The 17,838-nt window shown below is 71.7% G+C and carries 18 protein-coding genes; 9 read left to right on the forward strand and 9 right to left on the reverse strand.

What is annotated here, in order from left to right; translation table 11 throughout:
* The first annotated feature begins 14 nt into the window (after nt 1-14).
* The 3 genes from DFP74_RS24835 (at nt 15) to DFP74_RS24845 (ending at nt 2,992) form a co-directional block, all read left to right on the forward strand.
* The gene (locus DFP74_RS24835) at nt 15-662 is read left to right on the forward strand and encodes a hypothetical protein (protein ID WP_121185243.1); all 648 of its coding nucleotides are present in this window, start codon (nt 15-17) and stop codon (nt 660-662) included.
* 319 nt (nt 663-981) lie between these two features.
* Entirely contained in the window at nt 982-1,575 is a 594-nt protein-coding gene (locus tag DFP74_RS24840) for a hypothetical protein (RefSeq protein WP_233571149.1), read from the forward strand.
* A 187-nt stretch (nt 1,576-1,762) separates the two neighbouring features.
* Nucleotides 1,763-2,992: an acyltransferase gene (locus DFP74_RS24845; protein WP_121185245.1), complete on the forward strand. Its 1,230-nt coding sequence runs from the start codon at nt 1,763-1,765 to the stop codon at nt 2,990-2,992.
* Between the two features lie 9 nt (nt 2,993-3,001).
* Here DFP74_RS24845 and DFP74_RS24850 read toward each other — a convergent pair whose 3' ends face one another.
* From DFP74_RS24850 to DFP74_RS24860, 3 genes are read right to left on the reverse strand one after another with little or no spacing between them, the layout of a single operon-like run.
* Entirely contained in the window at nt 3,002-3,478 is a 477-nt protein-coding gene (locus tag DFP74_RS24850) for a GerMN domain-containing protein (protein ID WP_121185247.1), read from the reverse strand.
* A complete protein-coding gene (locus DFP74_RS24855; RefSeq protein WP_121185249.1) occupies nt 3,475-4,890 on the reverse strand; it encodes a HAMP domain-containing sensor histidine kinase in 1,416 nt (471 codons plus the stop codon). The genes DFP74_RS24850 and DFP74_RS24855 overlap by 4 nt, the downstream gene beginning before the upstream one ends.
* Complete coding sequence (locus DFP74_RS24860; protein ID WP_121185251.1) at nt 4,887-5,561, reverse strand: response regulator transcription factor; 675 nt, start codon at nt 5,559-5,561, stop codon at nt 4,887-4,889. Before DFP74_RS24860 ends, DFP74_RS24855 begins: the two co-directional genes overlap by 4 nt.
* A gap of 112 nt (nt 5,562-5,673) precedes the next feature.
* On the opposite strand from DFP74_RS24860, the gene DFP74_RS24865 reads away from it, so the two are divergent.
* Nucleotides 5,674-6,441, forward strand: coding sequence for an SGNH/GDSL hydrolase family protein (locus DFP74_RS24865; RefSeq protein WP_121185253.1), 768 nt, complete (start codon nt 5,674-5,676; stop codon nt 6,439-6,441).
* A 129-nt stretch (nt 6,442-6,570) separates the two neighbouring features.
* Here the strand turns inward: DFP74_RS24865 and DFP74_RS24870 are convergent, their stop codons facing one another.
* Complete coding sequence (locus DFP74_RS24870; RefSeq protein ID WP_233571150.1) at nt 6,571-7,074, reverse strand: ATP-binding cassette domain-containing protein; 504 nt, start codon at nt 7,072-7,074, stop codon at nt 6,571-6,573.
* Between the two features lie 50 nt (nt 7,075-7,124).
* Between DFP74_RS24870 and DFP74_RS24875 the strand changes: the two genes are divergently transcribed.
* Both DFP74_RS24875 and DFP74_RS24880 read left to right on the forward strand, forming a co-directional pair.
* Nucleotides 7,125-9,455: an excinuclease ABC subunit UvrA gene (locus tag DFP74_RS24875; RefSeq protein ID WP_121185255.1), complete on the forward strand. Its 2,331-nt coding sequence runs from the start codon at nt 7,125-7,127 to the stop codon at nt 9,453-9,455.
* Nucleotides 9,456-9,653: 198 nt separating this feature from the next.
* Nucleotides 9,654-10,703, forward strand: coding sequence for a hypothetical protein (locus DFP74_RS24880; protein ID WP_121185257.1), 1,050 nt, complete (start codon nt 9,654-9,656; stop codon nt 10,701-10,703).
* Nucleotides 10,704-10,753: 50 nt separating this feature from the next.
* On the opposite strand, the gene DFP74_RS24885 is transcribed toward DFP74_RS24880, so the two are convergent.
* A complete protein-coding gene (locus DFP74_RS24885) occupies nt 10,754-10,948 on the reverse strand; it encodes a hypothetical protein (RefSeq protein ID WP_121185259.1) in 195 nt (64 codons plus the stop codon).
* A gap of 147 nt (nt 10,949-11,095) precedes the next feature.
* Complete coding sequence (locus tag DFP74_RS24890) at nt 11,096-12,604, reverse strand: DUF4041 domain-containing protein (protein WP_121185261.1); 1,509 nt, start codon at nt 12,602-12,604, stop codon at nt 11,096-11,098.
* Between the two features lie 743 nt (nt 12,605-13,347).
* On the opposite strand from DFP74_RS24890, the gene DFP74_RS24895 reads away from it, so the two are divergent.
* A complete protein-coding gene (locus tag DFP74_RS24895) occupies nt 13,348-14,013 on the forward strand; it encodes a pentapeptide repeat-containing protein (RefSeq protein WP_199725775.1) in 666 nt (221 codons plus the stop codon).
* 48 nt (nt 14,014-14,061) lie between these two features.
* On the opposite strand, the gene DFP74_RS24900 is transcribed toward DFP74_RS24895, so the two are convergent.
* The gene (locus tag DFP74_RS24900; RefSeq protein ID WP_121185265.1) at nt 14,062-14,424 is read right to left on the reverse strand and encodes a S9 family peptidase; all 363 of its coding nucleotides are present in this window, start codon (nt 14,422-14,424) and stop codon (nt 14,062-14,064) included.
* 16 nt (nt 14,425-14,440) lie between these two features.
* On the opposite strand from DFP74_RS24900, the gene DFP74_RS24905 reads away from it, so the two are divergent.
* Nucleotides 14,441-15,031, forward strand: a complete 591-nt coding sequence (locus tag DFP74_RS24905) for a hypothetical protein (protein WP_121185267.1) — start codon at nt 14,441-14,443, stop codon at nt 15,029-15,031.
* A 51-nt stretch (nt 15,032-15,082) separates the two neighbouring features.
* Here DFP74_RS24905 and DFP74_RS24910 read toward each other — a convergent pair whose 3' ends face one another.
* Entirely contained in the window at nt 15,083-15,625 is a 543-nt protein-coding gene (locus tag DFP74_RS24910) for a class IV adenylate cyclase (protein ID WP_121185269.1), read from the reverse strand.
* Between the two features lie 208 nt (nt 15,626-15,833).
* Nucleotides 15,834-16,673, reverse strand: coding sequence for an alpha/beta fold hydrolase (locus DFP74_RS24915; protein ID WP_121185271.1), 840 nt, complete (start codon nt 16,671-16,673; stop codon nt 15,834-15,836).
* 70 nt (nt 16,674-16,743) lie between these two features.
* Between DFP74_RS24915 and DFP74_RS24920 the strand changes: the two genes are divergently transcribed.
* Nucleotides 16,744-17,754 (forward strand): GlxA family transcriptional regulator, encoded by a 1,011-nt coding sequence (locus DFP74_RS24920; protein ID WP_121185273.1) that lies wholly within the window; start codon nt 16,744-16,746, stop codon nt 17,752-17,754.
* The last annotated feature ends 84 nt before the right edge of the window (nt 17,755-17,838 follow it).

Consider the following 17,838-nt stretch of genomic DNA (forward strand, 5'->3'; position numbering starts at 1 on the left):
TCTCAGAAGGCGTCATGAACCTCACCAGTCGACTCGCTTGCCTCACCGTCGCGACCGCCGTCACCGTTCCGATGGTGATGGGCAGCGCCCAGGCCGACGAGTGGTCGGGCTACGCCGGCTACCACGGTGTCGAGAAGTACACGGCGGACCTGCTCCCCGTGAAGATCAACAACTCCCAGGCCTCGGGCACCGCCACGGTCTGGCTGGAGGGCGAGACCGCGCGGGTGCGCATCCGCGTGAACGACATCCTCGCCGACCACCCGCACGCCCAGCACATCCACATCGGCGGCCAGGGCGAATGCCCGACCGACTACGACGCGGGCGTCCACAACGGGCAGCGGGCGCTCAGCACCGTCGACGGCCTGGAGGCCTACGGCGCCGTGGAGACCTCGCTGACCACCAAGGGGGACACCAGCGCGGACAGCGCGCTGGCCGTCGACCGCTTCCCGACCGCATCCGGCGGCACGATCTCCTATGACCGCACCTTCGAGCTGAGCCAGGCCGCCGCCGACGCGATCCGCGACGACAACGCCGTGATCGTCGTCCACGGCATCGACTACGACGGCGACGGCGCCTACGGCGACGTCCTGGGCGCCAGCGAACTCGACCCGAGCCTGCCGATGGAGGCCACCAACCCGGCCGCCTGCGGGCCCCTGCACTGACACCGCGGCGCCGGGCCCTCGCCTTCGGCGAGCCGAAGCCCGTCCGCGGACACGCCCCCGGAGCCCACTGGCCCCGGGGGCGTCTGCGCGCCTTCTCCCGGGGCGGACGTCGCCCCGGTGGCCATGCCTGGCGGAGATCGGGGACCGGACCCCGTAGCCGACCGGGTGGTGTGGGTCATAAACAGTTCGTCCTGACTCGCCACCGGATATCCGGAACCTCAGCAGGACCCATCGCGTCACAGCCATGGAACAAGTCCCCGCCTTCATCCCCCACCCCACTCCCCTGAGGCCCCGAAGTGGCATCCATCCCACTCCCACCTTGGAAAACGCTGATCATGAGTCATCACATCACCCCCGGCTCCCCGCGCGGCACCGTTCTCGCACGGGCGGCCCCGGCACCGCCTCCCTCGCCCTCGCGGCGGCTCTGAGCTCCTGCTCCTGCTCCTTCTCCGTCGGCGAACTGGAGCCCGTCGGCGAGGACGCGACCCCGCCGACCGACTCCGCCCCGGCCGAGGAGACCGGCACCGCCGAGCAGGACACGGAGGACGGAACCACCGAGGAGGCGGCAGAGGAGCCCGCCGACACCGGCAGCGAAGAGGGCCTGCCCATGCCCGCCTCCGAGGCTCTGACCTGGGACAGCGACACCTACTGGCTCAGCGGGACCGGGGAGGCGCTCTACCGGTTGGACTGGACTCCCTCGGCCGACATGACCCTGGAGCTCACCCACTCCGGCAGCAGCAACTTCATCATCGTCACCTACGGCGCCGACGAGACGCGCCACGCGAGCATCGTCAACGAGATCGGCGCCTACGAGGGCAGCGTCACCCTCGGCGACCTGCCGCTGCTCGACGGCCCCGAAGCGGTCGAGTACTTCCACATCCAGGCCGACGGGCCCTGGACCATCGGCCGCTGACCCGCGCCGCGCCCCGGCCCCGGCCCCGGCCCCGGCCCATGAGTAGTCGGCCGTGTAAGCGGCCGGCCTGTGGGTGTCGGTGTCCAGGCGCACGCCGTCGATGGGGCTCGGCCAGGGGCGCGCCCTGCGACGCAACCGGGACATCCTGGGGACTCCCTTCGGACGCGGCTCCGGAAGGCTCAGGGCCATGAGACCAGAGCCATCGGCCACCACCGACCAGTCGATCCCGACCCGCAGGCGGCACCTGTCCGCCCTGGACGGGCTGCGGGGCGTCGCGATCATCGGTGTCCTGCTCTTCCACACCGGGCACCAGGCCGGCGGGTTCCTCGGCGTCGACCTCTTCTTCGTCCTGTCCGGCTACCTGATCACCGGTCTGCTCCTGCGCGAGATCGAGGCGACCGGCCGGGTCCGCCTGATCTCCTTCTGGGGGCGCCGCCTGCGCCGCCTGCTCCCCGCGCTGGCACTGATGCTCGTCGGCGTCACCCTGCTGGTCCGGGCCGTGGGCTCCTCCGGCCTGGTGCGCAGCACGCTCGCGGACGGGCCGTGGGTCCAGGCCAACCTGGTCAACTGGCACCTGCTCGCCTCGTCGGCCGGGTACTGGGACCGGTTCGGGGCCGACCGGGTGTTCGGACACCTGTGGAGCATCGCGGTGGAGGAGCAGTTCTACCTCCTCTGGCCGCTGCTCCTGGCCCTGGTCGCCCTGCGCGGCACGAGAACGAGAGCGGGCACCCCTGTCGCGGTGCTCACCGCCTCCCTCGCGGCCGCGTCCGTGCTGGCGATGGCCCTCCTCGTCGACCCCTCCGATCCGACCCGGGTCTACACCGGAACCGACACGAGGGCCTTCTCGCTGCTGTTGGGCGCGCTGGCCGCCACACCCTCGGTGCGACACCTGTCGTCCCGCCTGGCGGAGCGCTCGCCGAGGGCTCTGACAACGGTGTCCGCCACGGCGGCGGCCGTGATCGCCGGGCTGTGGCTCCTCGCCGACGGGACGGCCTCCCCCTGGCTGTACCCGGGCGGACTGGTCGCGCACGCCCTGGCCTGCGCGGTGCTCATCAGCCTGTCCGCGCGCTCCCCCCGGGACCCGGTGTCGCGGGTCCTGTCGTGGGAGCCCCTGCGGTGGACGGGGCTGATCTCCTACAGCCTCTACCTGTGGCACTGGCCGGTCATCGTGCTGCTCTCCCCCGAGGCGACCGGCCTGACGGGGTGGTGGTGGACCTCCGCGGTCGTCGCGGTGTCGATCGGACTGGCCGCGGCGTCGACCCACCTGGTCGAGAACCCGATCCGCTTCCACGCGAGCTGGGCCACGGGGCGCCGGGGGGCGATCGCGTTCGCCGCGGTCATGGTCGCCCTGGCCGTGCTGTGGGTCGCTCTCCCCGCACCGCCGCCGCCCTCCGTGGACGTCACCGCACTGGACTGAGCAGCCGGCTCAGTCGATCACGGGGCAGTGACGGATCTCGTCCGACTCCGGGGTGGGCAGGGTGAACCGGACACGCACCCCGGTGTCGGGCGATCCGCCCGACTGCACGTACGTCGCCAGGGCGGTGCACACGATCTGGTCGATGCCCGCGGGGCTGACCTCATCGAGGGAGAGCGGGGTCATCAACTCGATCACGTCGCCCTTCACGGTCACCGTCATGCGCTGGGCGTCGCCGGGTTCGATCCCTGTGCGCAGGCCCGATCCTCCCGGCCCCGCCAGCAGGAGGGACATCGCCTCGGGGATCGTGCCCAGGCGTCCGGTCTCCCGGAGCCGGGGCTGGAGATCGCCCTGTTCGTCGAGGAAGTACAGCGTGACCCCCGGCGCCACGCCCGTGGGGGCCGGGCCGCCGTCGACCACCTCCGCGGGACCGTTCCCGCATCCCATGGCCAGGGCGAGCACCGGCACCACCGCCCACACACGCCTCACTGCTCCTCCTCCTGCTCGGGTAGTACGAGGTCGAACCGCGCACCGGATCCGGTGTCGGCCGCGGTGAGGTCGCCCCCGTGCAGGCGGGCGTTCTCCCGCGCGATGCCCAGGCCCAGGCCGCTGCCCGGCGTGCGGGTGCGGGACCTGTCCGCCTTGTAGAAGCGGTCGAACACGTGCGGGAGCACCTCCTCGCCCAGCCCCGGCCCGGCGTCGGTGACGGTGACGCGCACGCCGCCGGCCGACGCGTGCACCGCCACCCGCACCGGTGGCGCCCCGTGCCGCAGGGCGTTGCCGACCAGGTTGGCCAGGACGAGGTCGAGTCTGCGGCGGTCCAGGCGCAGCACGACTCGCTCCGGCGCCTGCACCTCGACCCGGTCCGTCCAGCCCCGGAACCGAAGGCAGGCCCGGACCGTGTCGACCACGTCGACCTCCTCGACGTGCAGCCTGGCGGTCCCGGCGTCGAAGCGGGACACCTCCATCAGGTCCTCCACCAGCCTGATCAGGCGGTGGGTCTCACTGATCGCCATCCGCGCGGACTCGCGGGCGTCGTCGTGCACGCCGTCGGTCGAGGACTCCAGCACCTCCACCACCGCCGCCAGTGTGCTCAGGGGCGTGCGCAGCTCATGGGAGACGTCCGCGACGAACCTGCGGGCGTCGGCCCGCATCCGTTCCTTCATCGCCATGGACTCCTGCAGCGACGCCGCCATCTCGTTGACGGCGGCGGTCAGTTCGGCGAGTTCGTCGGCGCCCTGGGGCTCCGCGCGGGCGTCGAGGTCGCCGGAGGCCAGCCGCCCGGCCGTGTCGCGCAGGTCTCGGACCGGCCGCAGGACTCCGCGTGCGGCCAGGAGCGCCAGGAGCACCGACAGGGGCAGGGCCGCCGTCGCCGTGGTGAACGCGGCCAGGGTGAGCCCGTCGATCTCGCTCTCCACGGCGGCGAGGTCGCGCAGGGCGTACACCTCGATCCCGGACGCGGACCGCGTCCCGTCGGGGGCGGTGAACATGACCGGGGTCCCCACCAGGAGCCACGACCGGCCCTCGCGCGTGATCCGTTGGGCGACCACGTCGTGCTCGCGGCGCACGGCGCTCCGGAGCTCGTCGGTGACCAGGCCGCTGGCGAACGCGCCGGCGGAGGTCAGGTCCTCGTACGCGACCAGGGCCTCGCCCCCGACCGCCTGGCTCAGGCGGTCGAGCGCCTCCTGGTCCGGTGGGTAGGTCAGCTGTGGTGCGGCGCCCGCGATCTGCGCGGCGACGGTTTCGGTGATCCGGTGCTGGTGGGAGGAGACCAGCGCCGAGCTCGCCGAGTCGGCGCCCGCCCAGGCCGACGCGGCGGCGCCCAGCACCGTGACCAGGACGAACGCCGCCAGGAGCCGGGCCCTGAGCCCGCGGGGGCGAGGCCATCGGGAGGTCCTCATACCGGTCCGAACCGGTAGCCGAATCCCCGCACCGTCTGTACGTACCGGGGATCGGCGTCGGACGACTCGATCTTGGCCCGCAGCCTCTGCACGCAGTTGTCGACCAGTCGTGAGTCACCGAGGTAGTCGTGCTCCCACACCTCCTCCAGCAGCTGCTGGCGGCTGAACACCCGGCCCGGTGACCGGGACAGGACCAGGAGCAGGCGCAGTTCGGTGGGGGTCAGCGACACCGGCCCACCCCGCAGGGAGACCGTCAGGGCGGTGGTGTCGATCCGCAGGTCGCCGTGGACGCGCGCCCCGCCGGCCTCACCGGAGCTGCGGCGCAGCACCGCGCGCACGCGCGCGTCGAGCACGGTGGGCTGCGCGGGCTTGACCACGTAGTCGTCCGCGCCCGCCGCCAGGCCGCCGACGACGTCGAAGTCGTCGCCCAGCGCCGTCAGGATGATCACCGGTGTGTCGCCGACGGCCCTGATGCGGCGGCACACCTCGAATCCGCCCATGCCGGGCAGCATCACGTCGAGCACGACCAGGTCCGGCGGGGCGGAGAGGAAGAGCTCCAGGCCCTCCTCACCGGTGTCGGCCGTGCGGACGCCGTGCCCGTGCCTGGACAGCGCGAGTTCGAGCCCTCGCCGCACCATGGGGTCGTCTTCGATCAGCAGGAGTCGTGCCACCCGCCCAGTATCGGCCACGGCACCACGGTGAACCGTGGAACGCGGCCGACCGGGACACGACTGCGACACGGCGGCGGACCGGCCGGGACACGGGCACGCGAGTGTGGACGCCATGAACAACGCACTGCGCACTCTCACCGCCGTCGGGCCTCTGGTCCTGCTGACGGCCGCCTGTTCGGGCACACCCGCGGACTCCGCGGACACCGCCGCCCCCGCCGATCCCAGCCCCTCGACCGCACCGATCTCCTCCGTCCTGTTCATCGGCGACTCCATCGCGGTGGGCCAGTCCCTGCCGCTGACGGCCGCGTTCGAGCAGAGCACGGTCGCGTTCGAGTCACTGGCCGCCGAGGGCGGCGGCAACGTCGTCGGCCCCTTCTCCGACGAGCAGTGGGAGACCCTCCCCGAGCAGATCGAGTCCGCGTCACCCGACGTGGTGCTCTACCAGATCACCACCTACGACTGGGGCACGCGTGAGGAGCAGTCGCAAGGCTACGAACGGCTCGTGGAGACCGTGACGGACGCGGAGGCCGAGCTGGTCGTCCTCACCGCCCCGCCGATCCGCCCCGACGACTTCTACGAGCCCCACGTGGACGACCTCGAACGCGCACCGCAGGTCGCGCGCGACGTCGCGCGGGACTCCGCAGGGCAAGCCACCGTGCTCGACGCGGGCGACGTGTGGGGCCAGGAGTACGCCCAGGAGAGGGAGGGCCTGGCCGATCGCCACCCCGACGGCATCCACACCTGCCCCCAGGGGGCGGCGCGCTTCACCGACTGGCTGCTCGACGAACTGGCCGGGCTCTACCCCGGCTTCACCCCGCCCGCGGCCGAGACGTGGGCGGAAGGGGACTGGGCGGCCGACGACCACTTCTCCGCCTGCTGAGGGGAGTGACGGCTCCCGTGCGCCCGCGTCCGCCGCACCCCCATGTGTTCGCGTCTCAGTCGAAGACGTCCCGTGGACCGGCCGCCCGGACCTCGTCCCCTGACCCAGGAAGGTTCGGCGGCCACCCGGTCATGTGTCCAGGAGGCGGGCCAGGTCCTCGGGTGGGGCGGGGTCCGCCGCGTCGGCCGGCAGCAGGCCGTGCGCGCGCAGAGCCCGCCCCACCAGCGGGCCCCAGGCCGGGCGCAGCCGGGCGCGGGCCAGCAGGTCGGCGTCGCCCAGGACCTCCCCGGCCGGGCCCGCCGCCAGGACCGTCCGGTCCAGGACCAGCGCCCGATCCGCCCAGCCGTGCACCAGGTCCACGTCGTGGGTGGACACCACCGGCGTGGTGCCCCGCGACCGCAGGGCGTCCAGGGTCGACACCAGGTCCACCACCCCCGCCGGGTCCAACCCGGCTGTGGGTTCGTCCAGGATCAGCACGTCGGGGAACATCGCCATCGCCCCGGCCAGCACGACCCGCTTGCGCTGGCCGTAGGAGAGCAGGTGCGTGAGCCGGTCCGCGAACGCGGTGATGCCGAGCGCGTCCAGCGCCCAGTATGGGCCACAAGTGCGGACCCGCCGTGGTCTGCCCCACACGGACGGCCCCTGGGTCCCTTCCAGGGCCGTGACCGGGTCATGCTGGTCCCATGGACAACCACGACGACCGCATCCGGGTGCGCGGCGCCCGCATCCACAACCTGAAGAACGTGGACACGGAACTGCCCCGCGACGCCCTGGTCGCCTTCACCGGGGTCTCCGGGTCGGGGAAGTCCTCCCTGGCCTTCGGGACGCTCTACGCCGAGTCCCAGCACCGGTACCTGGAGTCGGTGGCGCCCTACGCCAGGCGGCTGCTCCAGCAGCTCCCGGCCCCGGACGTGGACGACGTCACCGGGATGCCCCCGGCCGTGGCCCTGGCCCAACCGCGCACCGCGCCCTCGGTCCGCTCCACCGTGGGCACCCTCACCACGCTGTCCAACACGCTGCGCATGCTCTTCTCCCGGGCCGGCACCTATCCGGCGGGGGCGGAGCACCTGGACTCGGACTCCTTCTCCCCCAACACCGTCGTCGGCGCCTGCCCCGTCTGCCACGGGGAGGGGGTCGAGCACGAGGTCACCGAGGAATCGCTCGTGCCCGACCCCGAGCTGAGCATCGCCGAGGGGGCGATCGCCTCCTGGCCGGGGGCCTGGCAGGGCAAGAACCTGCGCGACATCCTCGACACCCTCGGGTACGACATCCACCGACCCTGGCGGGAGCTGCCCCAGGAGCAGCGCGACTGGATCCTGTTCACCGACGAACAGCCCGTGGTGACCGTGCACCCGGTGCGTGAGGCCGGCCGGGTCCACCGGCCCTACCAGGGCAAGTACAGCAGCGCCCGGAGCCTGGTGCTCAAGGCCTACGCCTCCTCCGCCAGTGAGGCCCGGCGGCGCAAGGCCGCCGAGTTCATGGTCGACCGGACCTGTCGGGAGTGCGGCGGGCGGCGGCTGCGGCAGGAGGCGCTGCGGGTCACCTTCGCCGGTCGCACCATCGCCGAACTGGCCGCGCTGCCCCTGGCCGAACTCGTCGCCCTGCTGCGCCCCTGGCGTGCGGACACCGGGGCGGCCGGTGCGCTGGTCGGGGAGATCACGGCACGCGTCGAGGTGCTGGCCGAACTGGGTCTGGGCTACCTGAGCGTGGCCCGGCCCGCTCCGACGCTGTCCACCGGGGAGTTCCAGAGGATTCGGCTGGCCACCCAGCTGGGGACGGGGCTCTTCGGGGTGGTGTACGTCCTGGACGAGCCCTCCGCCGGACTGCACCCGGCCGACTGCGAGGCGCTCACCGGGATCCTGCGGCGCCTGCGCGACGGCGGCAACACCGTGTGCTTCGTCGAGCACGACCTGGACATCGTGCGCGGTGCGGACTGGATCGTCGACGTCGGTCCGCAGGCGGGTGAGCACGGCGGACACGTGCTGTACAGCGGCCCGGTGCCCGGACTGCGCGAGGTCCCGGAGTCGGTGACCCGCCGCTACCTGTTCCAGGACGTCCTCCCGGAGCACCGCGCCCACTCCCCCAGCGGTCGGCTGGAACTGCGCGCGGCCACGCGCAACAACCTGCGGGAGCTGGACGTCGACATTCCCCTGGGCGTGTTCACCGCCGTGACCGGGGTGTCCGGGTCGGGCAAGTCCTCGCTGCTGGCGGAGATCGGCGACCGGGCCGCGGAGCACGGCCGGGTGGTGTGGGTCAGCCAGCAGCCCATCGGGCGGACGCCGCGCTCCAACCTGGCGACCTACACCGGGCTCTTCGACACGGTGCGCAAGCTGTTCGCGGCCACCGAGCAGGCCCGTTCACTCGGCTACGGGCCCGGCCGGTTCTCCTTCAACGTCGTGGGCGGACGCTGTCCGACCTGTGAGGGCGAGGGGTTCGTGTCGGTGGAGCTGTTGTTCCTGCCCACCACCTACGCCCCGTGCCCGGCCTGCGGCGGCTCGCGCTACAAGGACGACACCCTGCGCGTGCGGTACCGGGGGCGCACGGTCGCGGACGTGCTCGCGATGTCGGTCGAGGAAGCGGTGGAGTTCTTCACCGAGGAGCCGTCGGTGCGGCGTTCCCTGGAGACCCTGGCCGGAGTGGGACTGGGTTACCTGCGCCTGGGCCAGCCCGCCACGGAGCTGTCCGGCGGCGAGGCCCAGCGGATCAAGCTCGCCACCGAACTCCAGCGCCGCCGGGTCGCCGACACGGTGTACCTGCTCGACGAGCCCACGACCGGCCTGCATCCGCATGACACCGACGTCCTGCTCGGCCGCCTGCGCGACCTCGTCGGGGCGGGCGCCACCGTGGTGGCGGCCGAGCACGACATGCGGGTCGTGGCCACCGCCGACCACGTCATCGACCTGGGTCCGGGCGGAGGGTCCGAGGGCGGCCGGATCGTGGTGCAGGGCACGCCCGCGCAGGTGGCGGCGGCCCCGGACAGCCGGACGGGCTCCTACCTCAAGGGCCTGCTCTGACGCGTCGCCCCACGCCTTGGCGGAGGAGAACGGAGGACTCGCGCGAGGGCTCCGGCAACCGCGGGCCGTGCGCGCGCATCCCACCTCCGGACGCGCCCGCACGGCGCACCCGCACCTGTCCCTGCACCCGCACCCGCACCCGCACCCAGCCCGCACCCGCACCCGCACCCGCACCGACGTACGAGAGGCCGCCGCACCGTGGACTCCGCTGCACCCGAGACGACGGGCTCCCCCCTGCCCTCCGACGAGCCCGCCTCCGGTGGCTCCGCCTCTCGTCCGCACCCGGATCCACGCTTCGGCTGCGGCGCGGTCGTCGGCGGGGCGCTGTACATGATCGTCCTCTTCGCCGCCCCCGGCCTCGCCGCGCTCGCCGCCGGGCTCTCGGCCTCCCACGGGGACACCTCGTACGGTGACCCGATCGGCGTGTTCGTCTCCACCGCCGTCGTCCTCGTCTGCTTCGGGTGCGCCCTGCTCTGGCCGCTGTTCCAGCGTGTCGGCGTCCCTCGCCCCGCCGTCACCCTGTGCTTCCTGACCGGGGTCGTGGGCGTGGTCTACGTCCAACTGATGGTGACGTTCTCCCTGATCGGCGCCTCCACCTCCCTCTGGCCGGTCGGATCCGCCCTGTGGGCCTTCGCGCTGAGCGGCTTCGCCGGACTGGTGGCGCTCGTGTGGACGCAGGGGCGCGAGTTCCGGTGGGCGGTCGCCGTCGTGGTCGCCGTGGTCGTCCTGCGGGCCCTGGTGGACTGGAACAGCCATGTGCAGGAAGAGCGGGAGGCGTTCGACGAGGTGCGGGAAAAGGTCTCCGCGCACGCGGGCCGAGCCCTTCTCCTGGAGTCGCGGGAGTGGTCGGCCGTCCACGCGTGGGACCAGCAAGGCGAGTACCTCAGGCTCGACTACGAGACCTCCGACGGCGACCGGATCGAAATCACCACCTGGGCGGACTTCGTGGCCGACGCCCTGGGCGACCCGGCTCCCGCGGACCCGCTCCGGGACCGCTGCGACTTCGAGGGCATCTCGTGCGAGGAGACCGAGGAAGCAGGACTCACGGTCATGAGCGTCCACGACGAGGACGGCTCACAGGGAGACCTCGTCCGGGCGGAGTGGAGTCCGGGAGTCTACGTCGAGCTCCGGTCGCGCGAAGGAGCGAACGCGGAGGACCTGCGCGCGCTGCTCGGCGCACTGCGCACGGCCGAGGAGGAGGACGCCGTCGCACTGGCCGAGGAGATCACTGCAGGCCCCCGCCCGTAGAACGCGGAATCGGCTCACGCGAAGACCCCGTGGGGAACGGTCCAGGCCCCTCACGAGAGATGCGAGAGCGCCACCAGGACCAACGCGAAAAGGAACACCGAGCCGAACGCCATCTTGACCCACACCGGCGGATGACCTCGTGTATCCCTCAGGACGAGCAAATAGACGATCATCCCGAAAACCAGCGTCAGCATACCGAGGAAATACGCGCCGGCGACCAGGGGCTCCCATATCACCTCGTTCATTCGATGACTCCCCAAACCCAACGGCCATGAGCACGCCCCGTCAGCACCCGGCCGATCATCTCCCGACCCTGCCATGAGCCCGACCCCGCGGACCCGCCGGTGCCCGGCGGGTCCGGCGGTGGGACCGATCACGAGGCGTGCGCAGCGTCAGCTCTCCTTCTGACTGGCCCGCCATTCCAGCGCCTCGGGCATCTCGCGGTACTCCAGCAGGTGTTGGTCGGAGATCCGAGCCAGAAGGTCGCGCACACCGGCGGGACTGACGTTGAAGAACTCTCGGCGCATATTGACCCGATTGACCCGGTGCTTCTCCAGCTCCCGGTGGAGCCGCGACTCCAACCCCACCGCGTCCTCACTGAAGATGAGGGCATGCACGTCGAAGCGGAAGGGAACGGAGGCATCTCCCAGCTCGCGCACTCGGTCCATCGGATCCAGGCGCCGAGTCATTCCGATCTTCACCATGTCCTCACCGAAGGCACCGATGTTGGAGATCACATAGACGTACCCGGCGCGGATCTTGGCCTCGCGATCGTTGACGCCCTTGATCGCCTCCTCGGCCTCGGCGATTTTCTCCCGCATCTGGGCGGCTCCGGCCTCGTCGCCCCTGGCTTCGAGCTTGGCCAGCGCGGACTCGTAGTGGGACTGCTCTTTGATCAGCCGCGCCTTCTCCCTCTCGAACTCGCGGCGAGCCTTCTCCTCCTCCCTCTGGCGCTCCCTCTCCTCACGGACGCGCTCCCTCTCCTCCTCGACCTTGGCCAGGTGGTCCGCTGTCAACTGCAGTTCGTACAAGCGCTGGTGGTGGTAGTCGTCGCCGATGCGGATGTGCATCGTCTTGCCCAGCCTGGCGATGGTCTCGCGAGTCTTGCCGAGCCGGTCCGTGGCCGAGGCGAGCTTGTAGGGCTTCATCGAGCGGACCAGGCTGTCGGCTTCGGCGTTGTAGGCGCGCAGCATGAGCTTGGAGAAGTCCCGAACCATCGCGCGGCCCTGGGCCAGGGAACCATTGACCTGCCAGTCGGTCGCGGCGAGCACGGCGGTGTCCCTACGCACCATCGCCTTCAGCGTGTCCTTCACGTTCTTCAGCTGAGCCTTGTAGGCGACCGCGTCGGCCAACGGGTGTTGGTACTCGTAAACGCCGGCTTCCTGCAGAAGCGCGGTCTCTTCCGTCTCCACGACCCAGGTCCGAGCTCGGGCCACCTCTGACCGCACTCGGTTCAGTTCGGCTTCGGCACGACCGATCTCCGTCTGCCACCGAGCTTCTGCTTCCTGCGCCCTCAGCCCCTCCTGGATCTGCCGCTCGCGCATGGCCTCGGTCTGCGTGGCGATCTGCAGGGCGTCCATGCCTTGCAGACTCGCGACCCACTCGCGCAAACGCGAGTTCTCCGATTCCAACTCCTCCAGCCGCTTCTTCTTGCCGAACAGACCCGAGCCTGAGGTGGCCGGAACCGGAACAGACGGCAGGCCGGTGGGCAACGACGGGTTGGCCGGGGCAGGCGGCGGTGCCGACTCCGGCACGGTTTCGACGGGGAGCCAGAACTGCCAGCCAGGCGGGGCCGGCGGCCAGGACGGATCCGGAGTCCACCCCGAGGGCGGAAACCACCCCGCAGGGGCGGCAGGCCAGTTCGAGGGGGGATTGAAACGGTAGCCGGGGGCAGAAGTCATGGCCGCTCTTCAGTTCAACGCACAAAAAGCGCGTAATGTCGCTTATGACTGGAATCCGGTGCTGGCGTTGGTGTCTGGACACGTGACGTGGGAGGAGAGGAAACGAATGACACCCCCAGCCAATGTGATCATAGCGTGACATCGGCAGCCATCCAGGGAAAATCTCCCGCGGTCCCCCACAGACGGTCCGAGCACATCAAAGCCGGTCCCCCGGATCGGGCTCGGGAACCGGCGTATCCCCAGCCTGGTGCTTCTCACATCCACCGGCGGACGATCTCTGAGATCCCTCAGGACAAGCCGACAAAGGAAAGTCCGGAAACCATCGTCGGCAGGGAGATAAGCGCCGGAGAAATCGGGCTCCCCTCTCGCCTCGTTCATTCGACGGCCCCAACCGCCTCGCGCACATCCCACCACCGTCTTTCAACGACAGGGCGATGTTTCGGACGAAGAACGCCTTCACGGTGTGACAAGGACGAAAAGGCCCATGGCAGCGAAGAAGTCGGAGAATCAGAACCTGTGGAATGTGTACGCCGAGGTCTTTTGATACTGCCGGCTCGGCTCGCCGCCGAGGGCTCATGGGTACCCGCCCTCCTGCCCGCGGCGGCGTACGGACTGGTCAGGACGCCGATCGGGGCGATGGTAGGTTCCACTGGCCAGGAGACCGCGGTGCCGCCAGGCCCGAACCCGCCCCGCGCCCGTGTCCACCACACGGCCCCTCGAGGGCCGCCTCCGGAGAGGACCCCGTGCCCGGTCGTCGCCCCGTTCCCACCGCCATCTCCGACCTGCCCTACGCCGAGGACCTGCGCCCCTTCGACAGGGACGAGCTCCACTTCGACCCGCACGAGGTCGTCCACTTCGACGGCGAGAGGTTCGACGGGATCAACCTCACCGGCGCCCGGTTCATCGAGAGCGCCTTCACCGGCACCCATTGGGACGGCGGGGTGCTGCGCAGGTGCAGGTTCACCGACGTCTGGCTGCACTCGGCGCGCATGGCGGGCACCGACATCGCCGAATGCACCTGGCTCGACAGCGACATCGTGGCCAGCATGTTCGCCGGGGTCGCATCCTTCGACTGCGAGATCCAGCGGGTGGTGTTCTCCTCCTGCAAGCTCAGCGGGGTCAACTTCCGGGCCTCGCGCATGATCGACGTGGTCTTCGAGGACTGCGTGCTCACCGACGTGGACTTCGGCCAGGCGGCGCTCACGCGCGTCACCTTCCCCGGCTCCAGCCTGCGCGGCCTGCACCTGGCCAAGGCGAAGCTGAGCGAGGTCGACCTGCGCGGGGCGACCGAACTCGACCTGGTGTCGGGCTTCGAGTCACTGGGCGGCGCGGTCATCGGCCAGGCCCAGCTGCTCGCGATCGCCCCCGCGCTCGCCGCCAACACGGGGATCGAGGTCCGGGACGAGTGATCGTCCCGGCCGGCGCAGACCGCCGTCCCGCCGACCTCGTGACCGGCGTCAGCTCCGCTGGGCGTGGAGCCGGTCGGCGACGTCGGTGACCACGGCCGGGTCGACGTGCTGCGGCGCCTCGTACCCCGCCGGGGTGGACGGACCGTCGCCGGGAAAGAAGAGGTGGTCGTCGGCGTCGTAGAGGCGGATGTCCACCTCCGGGCGGCCCGCCGGACCCGACCGCCAACGGGACAGGTCGTCGTCCACGGTAACCTGGTAGTCGCGCCCGCCCTGGAGGATGAGCATCGGCCTGTCGAGTGCGGCGGCGATCGCCACCGGGTCGAAGTCGCGCAGTTCGAACCAGTACGACGCGGGCAGACCGAACGGCAGATCCGAGGCCGGTGTCTGGGGAGTGAGCTCGTCACCGTCCACGAGCTCGGCCTGTCGGATGAACGTGTCGACGACCGAGGGCGGGACCTTCGGGCATCACCGCGGCGAGGTGGGAGACGACGCGGACGGCGGCGTGGTGCATCGGCTGGGTGTCCCCGGCCAGGACGACCAGGCCGGCGACCGCGGGCTCGGCGGTGCGGTCCTTCGGCACGCTCACGGTGCCCGGCACGGCGAACCGGCCGGTGCCGACCGTGATGTCGTGCTCGGTGACCGGCTGTGCCAGGAGCGCGCGGGGGTCGACGCCGACACGGTCGCCTCGCTCTCGGCCGACGACCACCGACGCGCCTTCGCAGCCGCCCTGGCGACCCTGGCCGCCGAGTTCGACGCCTACCTCGGCCGCGACGGAGCCGACCCGGTCGGGGACCAGGTCGGGTACCGCCGGCACGCCGTCTGGCTCAGCCCCGAGGAACTGGACGCGATGATCGAGGGCATGCGGGGCGCCATCGGGCCCCACCTGGCCAACGGGCCCCGTCACGACCGTGCCCGGTACCTGGTCAACCCGGTCCTCTTCCCGGTCGAGGCACCACCGGCCGAAGCCCGGACCGAGGACGGCCCGGACGCGGCGAACGCCACGCACCACGAGGGCTGAGACCACCCGGTGCCGCGGCGCACCCGGGTCCGGGCGCGCCGCGGCCGGACCTCACCGCGCGCCGAAGCGCAGGTCGGGGATCGCGGACAGGTCGATGCCGTGGCGGTCGTAGACCTTCGTCGTGTTCTCCCCCGTCAGGTCCGCCTCGCTATAACCGAGCAGGGCCGCCACGCGCACCACGTCGGCGCGGCTGTCCGCCTCGATCTCCAGGTAGGCGGGGATACGCGGCCAGGCGTCGATCTCCAACCTCGCCCCGTCCAGGGTGAAGCTGTGCCTGCGGTTCTCCTGGTAGGCCTTCGGGGCGTACCCCAGCTTGCCCAGCAGTGCGTTGGCGGTCTCGAAGTCGCCGACCTCGGTCTCGGTCTCGCGGGTGCCGCCGATGGCGTCGGAGTCGATCTCCTTGACCGTGAGCGTGACCCGGTCGCCGGTGTCCCGCAGGCGCAGCCAGCGGGAGGCGTCGCCGGGTTCGATGTCGTACACGTAGCGGCGCTGGAGCGCCTCACCGAGGTCGGTGCCGCCCTTGCCGAGGATGCGCCCGGCCACCTGGTCGGCGTCGATGTCCAGCACCTTGGCCTCGTACTCGATCGCGCTCATGCCGTCGCGTGTTCCCTTCGGTGTCCGTTCGTTGTGGTGCGCCGACACGCGGAACGCCCGGCTCGGCGGCCCGCCGGGTCGCGGCACCCGAACGCCGGCCGCCGTCGCGTGCGCCCATGATGGCGCACGCGACGGCGGGGGCATACCTGGCGCCACCTCGCGCTGCGCTCGGACGCACGCGACGGCGGTCGTGCGCGGGGCGCCGGAGCTAGGCGGTGAAGAAGTCGCTCAGTGCGCGGCCGACCCGTCCGGGAGCGTTCTCCATGGGGATGTGCCCCGCGTCGGGGATACGTACGAGCGTGGACGCGGGGATCTCCGAGACGAACCGCTCGGCGTACTCCACCCTCTGGAAGCCGTCGTCCTCACCCCAGACCAGCAGCTTGGGCGTCGTGGACCGCCGCAGATCGGGGACGAGATCGAGGGTGTGGCGGCTGTCGGCCGCACCCGCCAGGGCCATCCAGGAACGGCGGACCCGCCCTTCGGTCCACGGGTCCAGGTAGTCGGCGACCCGCTGTTCCGTGGCGGCACCGGCCAGCGCCGCCGTCACGGCCTGTCGGCGGGCGGCGAGGAAGTCGGCGGCGGTCATGGCCGCGACGACCGCCGGATCCCGGAACCGGGCCACCCCGGGCACCGGCCAGGAGTCGTAGGTGACCGAGTTGACCAGGGCCAACCGGGAGACCTCCAGTCGGCGGCGGGCGAGCAGGTGCTGGGCGATGGCGCCGCCGATGTCATGGCCCGCCACGGCAACCGGCCCGGTGAGCCCGAGCGCGGAGGCGAACCGCGCCACCCAGTCCGCGAGCACCGGAACCGCGGCCGTCTCCGGGGTGAGCTCGCCGCCCGAGCGCCCCAGCCCGGGAAGGTCGACGGCGACGGGCCGCAGTCCCGCCCGGGCGAGGCGGCCCAGCACGGGGAGCCAGGCCCGGCTCCAGTACGTTCCGTGCAGCAGCAGCACGGCCGGGCCGTCCTGCTCCACGGTCAGGTAGCTGGCCGTTGCGCCCTCGACCCGGACCTCGGCCCTCGACACTGTCGTTTCGGTGGTTTCGCTCATGGGACCACTGTGACCGGCCACGGCCTCCCGGCCGAGAGTCTGAAAAGACATCCATGGGTACAATCCCGCCATGAGCCTCCACCGGGTGGTGACCCTCCTCGGTCCGCCCCAGTCGCCCTTCGAGCTGGCCTGTGCCTCCGAGGTCTTCGGCACCGTCCTGCCCGACCTGCCCAGCCGCTACGACTTCCGGATCTGCACCGAACACCCCGGCGCCCTGGCGACCACCATCGGCTACACGATGCTCGTCGAGGCGGGCCTGGAGGCGTTGGAGGACGCGGACACCGTGATCGTCCCCGGCTGGCAGGGGTACGGCACGCCGGTGGCACCGGCCGTCACCGGGGCGCTGCGGGCCGCCCACCGGCGCGGGGCGCGGGTCGTCGCCATCTGCACGGGGGCGTTCGTGCTCGCGCAGGCCGGACTGCTCGACGGTCGGCGCGCGACCACCCACTGGCGCAGCACCGCGCGGCTCGCCGCCGCCTTCCCACAGGTGCGGGTGGACCCGGACGTGCTCTTCGTGGACCACGGCGACGTGGCGACCAGCGCGGGAACCGGTGCGGGCATCGACCTGTGCCTGCACCTGGTGCGCTCCGACCACGGGTCGGCCTACGCCGCCCAGATCGCCCGGAACATGGTCCTGCCGCCGCACCGGGAGGGCAGCCAACTCCAGTACGCCGCGCGACCCGCACCGGCCAGGGCGGACGAGTCACTGGCACCGCTGCTGGAATGGGCCGCCGCCCGGTTGGAGACCCGGCTGACCATCGACCGGCTCGCCGAACGCGCCGGGCTGTCCAGCCGGACCCTCACCCGTCGGTTCACCGAGCAGCTCGGCACCAGCCCGGGCCAGTGGCTGCTCGACCGGCGCCTCGACGCGGCCCGGGAACTGCTGGAGCAGACCGACCTGCCGGTCGAGGCCGTCGCCATCCGGGTGGGACTCGCCTCGGCCGTCAATCTGCGACGCCGTTTCCGGGCGCACCTGGGCACCACACCCGGCGCCTACCGGCGGACCTTCGGCGAGACCGGGACACGAAGCCAGGCGTTGCCGCACAGGCGGGCGCGTTCTCCGCACCTTCTCATAAAATAACTCTTCGGAATCGCGTCATTACCGTACGGCGTCACCGTCTCTTGAGTGAACGGAGGCCGCCCGGCCTCCCGCCGTTCCCGACCT

It is taken from the genome of Nocardiopsis sp. Huas11, from assembly GCF_003634495.1.
GTDB lineage: Bacteria > Actinomycetota > Actinomycetes > Streptosporangiales > Streptosporangiaceae > Nocardiopsis.

Coding starts and splice junctions, on each gene's coding strand:
- DFP74_RS24835 (WP_121185243.1), top strand. CDS start 15: ATGAACCTCACCAGTCGACTCGCTTGCCTCACCGTCGCGACCGCCGTC.
- DFP74_RS24845 (WP_121185245.1), top strand. CDS start 1,763: ATGAGACCAGAGCCATCGGCCACCACCGACCAGTCGATCCCGACCCGC.
- DFP74_RS24855 (WP_121185249.1), bottom strand. CDS start 4,890: ATGAGGACCTCCCGATGGCCTCGCCCCCGCGGGCTCAGGGCCCGGCTC.
- DFP74_RS24865 (WP_121185253.1), top strand. CDS start 5,674: ATGAACAACGCACTGCGCACTCTCACCGCCGTCGGGCCTCTGGTCCTG.
- DFP74_RS24875 (WP_121185255.1), top strand. CDS start 7,125: ATGGACAACCACGACGACCGCATCCGGGTGCGCGGCGCCCGCATCCAC.
- DFP74_RS24885 (WP_121185259.1), bottom strand. CDS start 10,948: ATGAACGAGGTGATATGGGAGCCCCTGGTCGCCGGCGCGTATTTCCTC.
- DFP74_RS24890 (WP_121185261.1), bottom strand. CDS start 12,604: ATGACTTCTGCCCCCGGCTACCGTTTCAATCCCCCCTCGAACTGGCCT.
- DFP74_RS24905 (WP_121185267.1), top strand. CDS start 14,441: ATGAACGTGTCGACGACCGAGGGCGGGACCTTCGGGCATCACCGCGGC.
- DFP74_RS24910 (WP_121185269.1), bottom strand. CDS start 15,625: ATGAGCGCGATCGAGTACGAGGCCAAGGTGCTGGACATCGACGCCGAC.
- DFP74_RS24915 (WP_121185271.1), bottom strand. CDS start 16,673: ATGAGCGAAACCACCGAAACGACAGTGTCGAGGGCCGAGGTCCGGGTC.
- DFP74_RS24920 (WP_121185273.1), top strand. CDS start 16,744: ATGAGCCTCCACCGGGTGGTGACCCTCCTCGGTCCGCCCCAGTCGCCC.